The sequence below is a fragment of the Streptomyces sp. genome (assembly GCF_035644915.1).
Classification (GTDB): domain Bacteria; phylum Actinomycetota; class Actinomycetes; order Streptomycetales; family Streptomycetaceae; genus Streptomyces.
The window spans coordinates 1-10,629 of the sequence record NZ_DASQNP010000211.1 but is presented as its reverse complement, the minus strand read 5'-3'; the positions used below and the strand labels follow the sequence as shown (position 1 = coordinate 10,629).

Below are 10,629 nucleotides of genomic sequence, written 5' to 3'. Positions count from 1 at the left end.
CACCCGCGGACCGCGCTCGCCGTAGACCCCGAACGGCGCCCGCAGATACTCCTCCAGGTACCAGCGCAGGTCCTCCAGCGCCGCCTCGTCCAACGGCCACGCCGGCTCCGCCGGCCCTCCCACCGGGCTGGGCAAAGCCTCCCCGGCCGGCCATTCCAGGACCGTCACCCGGCCGTCGTCGGCCACCTCCACCACAAGACGCTCTGTCACACCCGCCCCCGTGACGATCACTGTGATGCGGCGACTACGCGCCGCAACTGCGATCGTAGGCACCCGAACGCCTCGCCGGGAGCACATCCGCACATCAGACAGACCGGACGCACCGGCACCGGCCGGCGACGCCCGACGATCCCCGTCCTCGCTGATGTCACCCGTGGACGTCAGAACGCCCCGGACCGGTGCCGGTCCGGGGCGTTCACGCTGTTCTGGAGGTGGAGCCGCCTGTCGGGTTCGAACCGACGACCTTCGCTTTACAAGAGCGGCGCTCTACCAGCTGAGCTAAGGCGGCGTGCGCTGTCGCGCGTACGCAGTCTACCCACTCCCCGGCGGTGGGCCCCCGGACTTTTCCCGGAGACGAACCGGACACGAACTGCTGACAACGGGTACCCCTCCGGGTTACCGTCAGCGCACGTTCACGCGGGTTCACCCCTGTGGGCGCGCCCTTTACTCGGATCGTCCGGCACGTTCCTGCCGGTGAAGGAGACAACAGGACAATGGCTACGGTCACCTACGACAAGGCGACCCGGATCTATCCGGGCAGCGACAAGCCCGCCGTCGACCAGCTCGACATCCAGATCGAGGACGGCGAGTTCCTCGTCCTCGTCGGACCCTCCGGCTGCGGCAAGTCCACCTCCCTGCGGATGCTCGCGGGTCTGGAGGACGTCAACGGCGGCGCCATCCGCATCGGTGACCGTGACGTCACCCACCTGCCGCCCAAGGACCGGGACATCGCGATGGTGTTCCAGAACTACGCGCTGTACCCGCACATGACCGTCGCCCAGAACATGGGCTTCGCGCTGAAGATCGCGGGCGTGCCGAAGGACCAGATCCGGGCGAAGGTCGAGGACGCCGCGAAGATCCTGGACCTGGTGCCGTACCTGGACCGCAAGCCCAAGGCGCTCTCCGGCGGTCAGCGGCAGCGCGTGGCGATGGGCCGCGCGATCGTCCGCGAGCCGCAGGTGTTCCTCATGGACGAGCCGCTGTCGAACCTCGACGCCAAGCTCCGCGTCCAGACCCGCACCCAGATCGCCAGCCTCCAGCGCCGCCTGGGCATCACCACCGTGTACGTCACCCACGACCAGGTCGAGGCCATGACCATGGGCGACCGGGTGGCCGTGCTCAAGGACGGCGTGCTCCAGCAGATCGACTCGCCGCGCCACATGTACGACAAGCCGGCCAACCTCTTCGTCGCGGGCTTCATCGGCTCCCCGGCGATGAACCTGGTCGAGGTGCCGATCACCGACGGCGGCGTGAAGTTCGGCAACAGCGTGGTCCCGGTCGAGCGCGACGCCATCGCCGAGGCCGCCGGCAAGGGCGACAAGACCGTCACCGTGGGCATCCGCCCCGAGCACCTGGACGTCGTCAGCGGTGAGGGCTCGGGCCTGTCCAAGGACCAGCCCGCCGGTCTGGCCGTGACCGTCAACGTCGTCGAGGAGCTGGGCGCCGACGGCTACGTCTACGGCACCGCCGAGGTCGGCGGCGAGGCCAAGGAGCTGGTCGTCCGCGTCAGCGGGCGCGACATCCCGGAGAAGGGCGCCCAGATCCACGTGGTGCCGCGTGCCGGCGAGACCCACGTGTTCTCCACCTCCACCGGTGAGCGCCTGAGCGACTGAGCGCCCGGACGGCCGGGTCACGTCGGCCCGTGGAGGCCGGGAACGACCGCCGGGGCCCGTACTCCCGCGATGCGCGGGGGTACGGGCCCTTGGCGTTTCCGCGGCCCGGGATGGGGGGCCGGGAAGGGGCCGGAGCCGCGGTGGACGGCCGTCCGTCAACACCCGCTTGGGCATCATCGGGCGTTTCGTCACCCGGGAGGGTGACCAAATGTCGCCAAATCACTACTCCTCGCTACCATCGCAACCGCCCCTCAGCGGGCTCCCCGAAACCGTCCTCGCGAGGAAGGCCCCAGCAGTGAACCCGGTAGCGCGCCACATCGGCAGAACCCTTGCCCTCGTCCTCCCGGTCGTCCTGGTCCTGTCCGGGACGCTCGCCGTCACCCGCGTCCCCTGGGCGACCTCGTCGTCCGGGAGCCAGGTCCTCACCGCCTCCGCGGAGCGGACGGCGCCCCGCGGCAAGCCCCGCGCCCCGCACGAGGTGGTGCGCGACCGGCTCGTCGCCGAGCTCCAGCAGAAGGACCCGGGCGCCGCGCTGACGAGCCTCCAGGAGGAGGTCAACCGCCGGCCGTCCCTGGCGAGGCACTGCACCTCCATCGCGCGGGCCCTGGGCCGGGCCGCGGTGGAGAAGTACGGTGCCGCACACCGCGCCCACGCGTACTCCCGGCCGGTGTGCGACACCTCCTTCGCCGCGGGAGTCGCCGAGGCCCGCTGACGCCGTACGCCTCCCGCGCCCCGGGCGCCGCTCGGCGATGCCGAGCGCCCCGGGGATTCCCGGGTACCGGGCGGGCGCGGACGCGGTGCCGCATATCGTCACCGCATGACTCTCGATGCCCAGTTCGCGCACGCGTACCCGACCCAGGCCGTGGTCCTGGCCGGTGGCCAGGGATCACGGCTGCGTCCGTACACCGACGACCGGCCCAAGCCGATGGTCGAGATCCCCGGCACCGGGACCCCGATCATCGGCCACCAGCTCGCCTGGCTGGCCGCCGAGGGCGTCACCGACGTCGTGATCTCCTGCGGCCACCTCGCCGAAGTGCTCCAGGAGTGGCTGGAGAGCGCCGAACTGCCGCTGCGGGTGACGACCGTCGTCGAGAAGGAGCCGCTCGGCCGGGGCGGCGGACTGAAGTACGCCGCCGCCTCCCTCCCCCGGCCCGACGAGCCCTGGTACGCCACCAACGGCGACATCTGGACGCGTTTCTCGCTGCGCGAGATGGCCGAGTTCCACGCCGAGCGCGACGCCACCGCCACCCTCGCGCTGGCCCGCCCGCGCATCCCCTGGGGGGCCGTGGAGACCAACGAGTTCGGCCACGTCCTGGACTTCGTCGAGGCCCCGCCCTCGCCGTATCTGATCAACGCGGGCGTCTACGTCTTCTCCGCCTCCTTCACCTCGCTGCTGCCCGACCGCGGCGACCACGAGCGGACCACCTTCCCGCGCCTGGCGCGGGAACGCGCCCTGGCGGGCTTCCCGATCCCGCAGGGCGCGTACTGGCGGGCCATCGACACCGCCAAGGACCTCAGCGAGGCCGCCCGGGAACTCGCGGACCACGTCCGCTCCCGGACGGCCCGGCCGTAAGGCCGCAAGGGGCCGCAAGAGGCTGCGAGGGCCGCGAGGGCGTCAGCCCAGCAGGCCGCCCAGCGCTCCGTCGCCGTCGCCACCGCCGGTGCCGTCGCCGCTCTCCTCCCCTCCGCCGGTGCCGCCGCCCGTGCCCGCCTCGCCGGTGCCCCCGGTGCCGTCGGGGACCGACGGGGTGCCGGGCTCGGGCGCGGCCGGGAGGTCGGGCCGGCTCGGCGCCTGGACGGTCTGCCGCTGGCTCGGCGTGCCCGGCTCGCCGCTGCCGCCGCCGGTGCCGCCCGTGCCCGGGGTGGCGGCGGCCCCCGCCGAGGGGGTGGACGGGCCGGGCACCGCCGAGGTCGCCGCGCTCGGCCTCCCGGTGTCCGTGCCCGAGGTGGACGGGCTCGGGCGCTCCTCGGACTTCCGGGGCAGGGGGGAGCCCGGCTGGTTGTTGGTCAGCGGCTCGCCCGGCTCGGGCACGGTGGCGACCCGCGCGGAGCGCACCGCGCTGCCCAGCACCGCGCCGACCAGGAGCGTCAGGCCGAGCACGAGCGTGGCGACGACCGTGCCGCGGCGCAGCACGCGCCGCCGCAGCTCCCACGCCTCCACGCGCGGGCCGAGCTTCCGCCAGGCCTCGCCCGCCAGGCGCGCGTCCAGCGAGTAGTACGGCGCGCCCGCGATGACCAGGGGACTCCAGGCCGCCAGGTAGATGATGTCCGGGGCGTCGTACACCGGGACCGTGCGCCAGCTCACCGTCACGATCAGGGCCGCCGACAGCAGCGCCCCGACCCCGGCCGCGACCCGTTGCCACAGGCCCATGACGGTCAGCACGCCGACGACGATCTGGAGGAAGGCGACGGACAGCCCGGCGCCGACGGGGTGGGCGATCGCGAAGTCGCGCAGCGGCTCGGCCACGGCCCACGGCCGCAGCGAGCGCAGCCAGCCCACCAGCGAGCCGCGCTCGCCGCCGTCGAAGTAGACCGGGTCGCACAGCTTGCCCATCCCGGCGTAGACGGAGATGAAGCCGAGGAAGATCCGCAGCGGCAGCAGGACGACGCCGAGGTTCATGCGGCGGCCGGGGTAGTAGCCGTGGCGCACGGGCTCGTGGTGGCGGTGCGTCCCCTCGCCGACGCCGCCGTCGTCCCCGTCGTCCGGACCGTACGCCCCGTAGGGCTCGTACGGCTCGTAGGGCTCGTCCTCCGGAACGTCGTACGCACCCTCGGCCGGCCGGACGCCCGCCAGCAGCGGGCGCTCGGGCGGCTGGGGCGCGCGGGGGCTGATGATCGTGGGCCTGCCGTCGTCGAGGACGGTGCCGACGGCGGGGACGGCCCTGGTGGGCCGGTCGCCGGCCGGGCCCGGGGCGGTGCCGGGCAGCACGCGCGGCAGCACCTGGGTGGCGGCGTTGCCCGTCTCGTCCCCGAGGTCCCCCGCGTCGCCGAGGTACCCGGGGTTGGCGTGGCGGACGGCCTGGAGCAGGCGGGTGGCCCGCGCGTCGCCCGGCGCGGTCCGGCCGCTCCACACCACGGGGGCGCGGCGCCCGGACCGGCGTCTGGCGACGGGGACGGCGCCGCGTACCGCGGACAGCCCGTCGGCTCCGGTGAGGGCGCGGCTGCGGGGCGGCGGCGAGGCGAGCTGCACCCTGAAGCTCGCGTGGTTGACGACGACCTGGGCCGGGTCGCTCGGCACCTTGACCGTGCTCAGCACCGGCTCGTCGTCGAAGAATCCGCGCGCTCGTCCCCCCGTGGCCTCCCCGGGGCGGCGGCCCGACGGCTCCGTGGTGCGGGGTGTTCTGGTGTCCACACTCATCTAACCGAGTGACGGACGCATAGGACACTGCCTTGACCGCCCCGATCTGTCGGGGGCCCGTCAAGATCCACAGCGGCCCGCCGGGCCCTCCCGGGGGCCGCGCGGACGGCGCCCGGTCCCGTTCCCGAGCCCCGGGGCCGGGCGCGGGACCTGAGCGCGGGGGTTACGAACGGCGCCGGCGGGCGGCCTCGTAGAGGGCCACACCGGCGGCGACGCCCGCGTTGAGGGACTCCGCGCCGCCCGGCATCGGAATGCGCACCCGCAGGTCGCAGGTCTCGCCGACCAGCCGGGACAGGCCCTTGCCCTCGCTGCCCACCACGATCACCAGCGGGCCGTCCAGGGCGGCCACGTCCTGGAGTTCGACCTCGCCGTCGGCCGCCAGGCCGATCACGAACAGCCCCTCCTTCTGGTACGCCTCCAGCGCGCGGGTGAGGTTCGTCGCCCGTGCCACCGGGGTGCGGGCGGCCGTGCCCGCGGAGGTCTTCCAGGCGCCCGCGGTCATGCCGGCCGCGCGGCGCTCGGGGACGACCACGCCGTGCCCGCCGAAGGCGGCGACCGAGCGGACCACCGCGCCCAGGTTGCGCGGGTCGGTGACGCCGTCGAGCGCGACGATCAGCGGGTCCTCGCCCGCGTCGTACGCGGCGGCGGACAGGTCCTCGGGGTGCGCGTACTCGTACGGCGGGATCTGGAGGACCAGGCCCTGGTGGTTGAGCCCGTTCGTCATCCGGTCCAGCTCGGGGCGCGGGGCCTCCATCAGGTGGATGCCGCCGCGGTCGGCGGCGAGCTGGAGGGCCTCGCGCACGCGCTCGTCGTTGTCGATGAACTGCTGCACGTACAGCGCGTTCGCCGGCACGCCCTCGCGCAGCGCCTCGACCACCGGGTTGCGGCCGACGACCAGCTCCGCGCTGCCCTTGCCGCCGCCGCGCCGGGCCGCGGGGCGGCGGGCGGCCTGCCGGGCCTTGGCGTTGGCCAGGCGGTTCTTCACATGGCCCTTGCGCATCTCGGCGGGCGGCGTCGGGCCCTTGCCCTCCAGGCCGCGGCGCCGCTTGCCGCCGCTGCCGACCTGTGCGCCCTTCTTGCTGGACGTGCGGCGGTTACGGCGCTGGCTGTTCCCGGCCATCGGGATCACTCATCTCTTCTTGTCGCTGCTCGGTGGGTTCGTGTCGGGGTGCGGGAGGGGCTCAGCGGGCGTCCCGCCGGCCCAGCTCCCAGCGCGGTCCGGACGGGGTGTCCTCGATGACCAGGCCGGACCGCTGGAGCTGGTCGCGGATGGCGTCCGCGGTGGCGTAGTCCTTGCGGGCCCGCGCCGCCTGGCGCTGCTCCAGGACCAGGCCGACCAGGGCGTCCACGACGCCGGTCAGCTCCTCGCCGCGTCCGTCGCCGCCGTCCGCCCACTGCTCGGAGAGCGGGTCGAGGCCCAGCACGCCGAGCATCGCCCGCACGTCGGCCAGCGCGCCGGCCACCGCGTCCTTGTCGCCGTCGGCCAGGGCCGCGTTGCCCTGCCGGACGGTGGTGTGGACGACGGCGAGCGCCTGCGGGACGCCGAAGTCGTCGTCCATCGCCGCCGCGAACTCCTCCGGCACGTCGGCGGCGGGCTCCACGGCCCCGGCCCGCTCCACGGCGCGCTGGACGAAGCCCTCGATCCGGCCGAACGCGGCCTCGGCCTCGCGCAGCGCCTCCTCGCTGTACTCGATGGTCGAGCGGTAGTGGGGGGTGCCCAGGTAGTAGCGGAGCACGATGGGCCGCCACTGCTTGACCATCTCGCCGACGAGCACCGAGTTGCCCAGCGACTTGGACATCTTCTCGCCGCTCATCGTCACCCAGGCGTTGTGCACCCAGTAGCGGGCGAACTCGTCGCCGTACGCCTTGGACTGCGCGATCTCGTTCTCGTGGTGCGGGAAGACCAGGTCGATGCCGCCGCCGTGGATGTCGAAGGCGCGGCCCAGGTACTTGTGGGCCATCGCCGAGCACTCCAGGTGCCAGCCGGGCCGGCCGGGGCCCCAGGGGGTGTCCCAGCTCGGCTCGCCGGGCTTGGCGGCCTTCCACAGGGCGAAGTCGCGCGGGTCGCGCTTGCCGGTCTCGCCCTCGCCGGAGGGCTGGCGCAGGTCGTCCAGGTCCTGGTTGGAGAGCTGGAGGTAGCCGGGGAAGGACCGCACGTCGAAGTAGACGTTGCCGTCGGCGGCGTAGGCGTGGCCCGCGTCGATCAGCGCGCGCATCATCTCGACCATCTCGGGGACGTGGCCGGTGGCGCGCGGCTCGTAGGTGGGCGGCAGGCAGCCGAGCGCGGCGTAGGCGTCGCCGAAGGCGCGCTCGTTGGCGTACCCGATCGCCCACCAGGGGCGGCCCTGCTCGGCGGACTTGGCGATGATCTTGTCGTCGATGTCCGTGACGTTGCGGACGAACGTCACCTCGTAGCCGCGGTGGGCGAACCAGCGGCGCATGATGTCGAAGTTCAGCCCCGACCGGATGTGGCCGATGTGCGGGGGTGCCTGCACGGTGGCGCCGCACAGGTAGATCGAGACACAGCCCGGTGTCAGCGGGGTGAAGTCACGGATCTTCCGGGCGCTGGTGTCGTACAGGCGAAGAGTCACGGGTCAAGGGTAGTCGGAAACGCAAGCGGCCCCGCGCCGACGGTCGGCGCGGGGCCCGGAACCGGCGGGCGGCCGTCAGGCGGCGCCGAGCGTGCCGGTGACCCTCTGGGGGGTGACGCGGACGACGACGCGCTGGGCGTCCTGCGCGGAGGCGGGGTTGAACTCGGCGTAGGGCTTGCCGGTGTACTTCAGCGACAGCTCGTCGATCAGCTCCGGGCCGCCCTCGGTGGTCAGGGTGGCGGTGCCGCGGATCTCGGCGTAGTTGTACGGCGTCTCGGGGTCCACGACGACGACCGAGACGCGCGGGTCGCGCTCGATGTTCTTCGCCTTGCGCCGGTCCACGGTGGTGGAGATCAGCACGTCGTCGCCGTCCCGCGTGACCCACACCGGCGAGGCCTGGGGGCTGCCGTCGGGCTGGAGGGTGGCCACGGTGACGTAGACGGGCCGGTCGATGAGCTGCCTGAGCTGGTCCGACAGGGGAACTGCCACGGAGGACTCCTCGGTTCGCGTAGGGGGTGGCGGTGGTGCGGGTGTCCTTCCGGCACCGTACCCACCCCCCGGCCGGCATCCGCTCAGGCGCGGCGGGCATCAGGCGCGGCGGACGACCAGGGCCGTCGCCACGGCGGCCAGGCCCTCGCCCCGGCCGGTCAGGCCCAGCCCGTCGGTGGTGGTGCCGGAGACGGACACGGGCGCGCCGGCCGCGGCCGAGAGCGCCTTCTGCGCCTCCTCGCGCCGCTTGCCGATCTTGGGCCGTACGCCGATCACCTGGATCGCCACGTTGCCGATCTCGAAGCCCGCCGCCCGTACGATCCGGGCCGCCTCGGCGAGCAGCGTGACGCCCGAGGCGCCGGACCACTCGGGGCGGCCGGTGCCGAAGTGGGCGCCGAGGTCCCCCAGACCGGCGGCGGAGAACAGCGCGTCGCAGGCGGCGTGCGCGGCGACGTCGCCGTCGGAGTGCCCGGCCAGGCCGTACGCCTCGCCCTCCCAGAGCAGGCCGGCGCACCACAGTTCGCGCCCCTCCTCGAAGGCGTGGACGTCCGTGCCGATCCCGACCAGGGGCAGCGGGGGCGCCTGCCGCGGTTCGGCCTGCTGCGGTTCAGAAGCCATCGGTGGCCCTCCTGCGGGCGAGCACGGCCTCGGCGAGCACGAGGTCCAGCGGGCGGGTGACCTTGAACGCCTCCTCGTGGCCGGGCACCAGCACCACGGGGACGCCCATGCGCTCCACCAGTCCGGCGTCGTCGGTGGCGCCCTCGCCCTCGCTGGGGGTGTGCTCGTGCGCCTTGACGAGCGTGGCCCGGTCGAAGCCCTGCGGGGTCTGCACGGCGCGCAGCAGGGCCCGTTCGGGGGTGGCCACCACCGGTTCGGGGGCGCCGGGAAGGGCGCCGGGGGCGGGGGGCCCGACCTGCTTGACGGTGTCCGTGACGGGCAGCGCGGGGACGACGGCGGGAGCCCCGCCCCGTACGGCGGCCACCACATCCTCCACGGTCTCCACGGGGACCAGCGGGCGGGCGGCGTCGTGGACGAGGACCACGTCGACGTCGTCGGGCAGCGCGGTCAGTCCCCGGGCGACCGACTCCTGCCGGGTCTCGCCGCCGGGGACGACCAGCACGTCGGTGGCCCCGGCGGAGTCGGGCAGCGGGTGCTCGTCGAGGAGCGTGCGGACGGTCGCGGCGCCGTCCGGCGGTGCCACGACGACCACGAGGGAGACCGTCCGGGCACGGGCCACCGCCCGTACGGCGTGGACGAGCATCGGGGTGCCGCCCAGGGGCCGCAGCGCCTTGGGGGCGCCGCGGCCGAGCCGTACGCCGCGGCCCGCGGCGGGGATGACGACGGCGGTGCGGCCGACCGCCCGTGAGGGCCCTGATTCCGCCGTTTCGGCGGACATCGATTCATCTGGCATTGACTGCTCGTTCAGGTTTGTGTCCTCGGCGGAGGTGGGTATGGCACTCAGCGTGCCGGGCGCGACGCCCCGATCGGCCCCTTCCGTGACGACCGGTCGAGCAACCGCCCGGGCCCGGCACCTCGTGGTGAGGCGGCCCGGCCGTCAGGCGGTTCCCTCGTCAAACGGTTCCTCGTCAGGCGGCGTGGACGACGCGGGACAGCGGCTCCCGGTTTCCGGTTTCTTCGTTTCTCCGAACATGCCGCAGCGCCCGGCGACGGACACTGGCGTCATCACTCGGGCACTGCGGCACTGTTCACGTTCGCTTCACAGAATGGCTTCACTGACGGGTGGCGACGGTTGTCGGACACCCACCGTCACACGGGCCGGTTGCGGACGGCCCGATCGGTTCCAGGCGCTCTGCCGGTTCGGGAAGCAGAGCCGGTTCAGGACGCCAGGACCTCGTCGAGCAGCGCCTCCGCCTTGTCCTCGTTGGTGTTCTCCGCAAGGGCCAGCTCGCTCACCAGGATCTGGCGGGCCTTGGCGAGCATTCGCTTCTCACCTGCGGAGAGTCCGCGCTCGCGCTCCCGGCGCCACAGGTCGCGCACGACCTCGGCCACCTTGATCACATCACCGGAAGCGAGCTTCTCCAGATTCGCCTTGTACCGCCGGGACCAGTTGGTCGGCTCCTCGGCATAAGGCGCGCGGAGCACCTCGAAGACCCGGTCGAGGCCGTCCTGGCCGACCACGTCGCGCACGCCGACGAGCTCCGCGTTTTCCGCCGGTACGCGCACCTCCAGGTCGCCCTGGGCGACCTTCAGAACCAAGTAGGTCTTGTCCACGCCTTTGATCTGGCGAGTTTCGATGGCCTCGATCAGCGCGGCCCCGTGATGGGGATAGACCACGGTGTCGCCAACCTTGAACGTCATGTGACAGGTACCCCTTCCGTGGCTATCCAGGGTAACACGG

At 73.6% G+C, this 10,629-nt stretch carries 11 protein-coding genes and 1 tRNA gene; 3 read left to right on the top strand and 9 right to left on the bottom strand.

Features of this window, described 5'->3' with window-relative positions:
• Positions 1-210: hypothetical protein (locus VE546_RS23550; protein ID WP_324925612.1), on the bottom strand; the 210-nt coding region annotated here is incomplete at its 3' end.
• 222 nt (positions 211-432) lie between these two features.
• A tRNA-Thr gene (locus VE546_RS23545) sits at positions 433-508 on the bottom strand.
• A 205-nt stretch (positions 509-713) separates the two neighbouring features.
• Between VE546_RS23545 and VE546_RS23540 the strand changes: the two genes are divergently transcribed.
• From VE546_RS23540 to VE546_RS23530, 3 genes are all read left to right on the top strand, one after another.
• Positions 714-1,832 (top strand): sn-glycerol-3-phosphate ABC transporter ATP-binding protein UgpC, encoded by a 1,119-nt coding sequence (locus tag VE546_RS23540; RefSeq protein ID WP_324925610.1) that lies wholly within the window; start codon positions 714-716, stop codon positions 1,830-1,832.
• A gap of 295 nt (positions 1,833-2,127) precedes the next feature.
• Positions 2,128-2,544, top strand: a complete 417-nt coding sequence (locus tag VE546_RS23535) for a hypothetical protein (protein WP_324925608.1) — start codon at positions 2,128-2,130, stop codon at positions 2,542-2,544.
• Positions 2,545-2,649: 105 nt separating this feature from the next.
• Positions 2,650-3,405: a nucleotidyltransferase family protein gene (locus VE546_RS23530; protein WP_324925606.1), complete on the top strand. Its 756-nt coding sequence runs from the start codon at positions 2,650-2,652 to the stop codon at positions 3,403-3,405.
• Between the two features lie 42 nt (positions 3,406-3,447).
• Here the strand turns inward: VE546_RS23530 and VE546_RS23525 are convergent, their stop codons facing one another.
• The 7 genes from VE546_RS23525 to VE546_RS23495 all read right to left on the bottom strand — a co-directional run bounded on the left by VE546_RS23525 (position 3,448) and on the right by VE546_RS23495 (position 10,589).
• The gene (locus tag VE546_RS23525; RefSeq protein WP_324925604.1) at positions 3,448-5,190 is read right to left on the bottom strand and encodes a DoxX family protein; all 1,743 of its coding nucleotides are present in this window, start codon (positions 5,188-5,190) and stop codon (positions 3,448-3,450) included.
• Between the two features lie 163 nt (positions 5,191-5,353).
• Complete coding sequence (gene rlmB, locus VE546_RS23520; RefSeq protein WP_324925602.1) at positions 5,354-6,310, bottom strand: 23S rRNA (guanosine(2251)-2'-O)-methyltransferase RlmB; 957 nt, start codon at positions 6,308-6,310, stop codon at positions 5,354-5,356.
• A gap of 61 nt (positions 6,311-6,371) precedes the next feature.
• Positions 6,372-7,781 carry a cysteine--tRNA ligase gene (gene cysS / locus VE546_RS23515; RefSeq protein ID WP_324925600.1) on the bottom strand — a complete coding sequence of 470 codons (1,410 nt, stop codon included), beginning with the start codon at positions 7,779-7,781 and terminating at the stop codon, positions 6,372-6,374.
• A gap of 75 nt (positions 7,782-7,856) precedes the next feature.
• Positions 7,857-8,270 carry a PPOX class F420-dependent oxidoreductase gene (locus VE546_RS23510; protein WP_324925598.1) on the bottom strand — a complete coding sequence of 138 codons (414 nt, stop codon included), beginning with the start codon at positions 8,268-8,270 and terminating at the stop codon, positions 7,857-7,859.
• Positions 8,271-8,369: 99 nt separating this feature from the next.
• Positions 8,370-8,888: a 2-C-methyl-D-erythritol 2,4-cyclodiphosphate synthase gene (ispF, locus tag VE546_RS23505; protein ID WP_324925596.1), complete on the bottom strand. Its 519-nt coding sequence runs from the start codon at positions 8,886-8,888 to the stop codon at positions 8,370-8,372.
• Complete coding sequence (gene ispD, locus VE546_RS23500) at positions 8,878-9,681, bottom strand: 2-C-methyl-D-erythritol 4-phosphate cytidylyltransferase (RefSeq protein WP_414720557.1); 804 nt, start codon at positions 9,679-9,681, stop codon at positions 8,878-8,880. The genes ispF and ispD overlap by 11 nt, the downstream gene beginning before the upstream one ends.
• Before the next feature lie 425 nt (positions 9,682-10,106).
• Complete coding sequence (locus VE546_RS23495) at positions 10,107-10,589, bottom strand: CarD family transcriptional regulator (protein WP_031508181.1); 483 nt, start codon at positions 10,587-10,589, stop codon at positions 10,107-10,109.
• Positions 10,590-10,629: the final 40 nt, after the last annotated feature.

Bases quoted from the DNA above. Each gene is read 5' to 3' on its own strand.
- VE546_RS23540 (WP_324925610.1), top strand. From the start codon at position 714: ATGGCTACGGTCACCTACGACAAGGCGACCCGGATCTATCCGGGCAGC.
- VE546_RS23530 (WP_324925606.1), top strand. From the start codon at position 2,650: ATGACTCTCGATGCCCAGTTCGCGCACGCGTACCCGACCCAGGCCGTG.
- VE546_RS23525 (WP_324925604.1), bottom strand. From the start codon at position 5,190: ATGAGTGTGGACACCAGAACACCCCGCACCACGGAGCCGTCGGGCCGC.
- rlmB (WP_324925602.1), bottom strand. From the start codon at position 6,310: ATGGCCGGGAACAGCCAGCGCCGTAACCGCCGCACGTCCAGCAAGAAG.
- ispF (WP_324925596.1), bottom strand. From the start codon at position 8,888: ATGGCTTCTGAACCGCAGCAGGCCGAACCGCGGCAGGCGCCCCCGCTG.
- ispD (WP_414720557.1), bottom strand. From the start codon at position 9,681: ATGCCAGATGAATCGATGTCCGCCGAAACGGCGGAATCAGGGCCCTCA.
- VE546_RS23495 (WP_031508181.1), bottom strand. From the start codon at position 10,589: ATGACGTTCAAGGTTGGCGACACCGTGGTCTATCCCCATCACGGGGCC.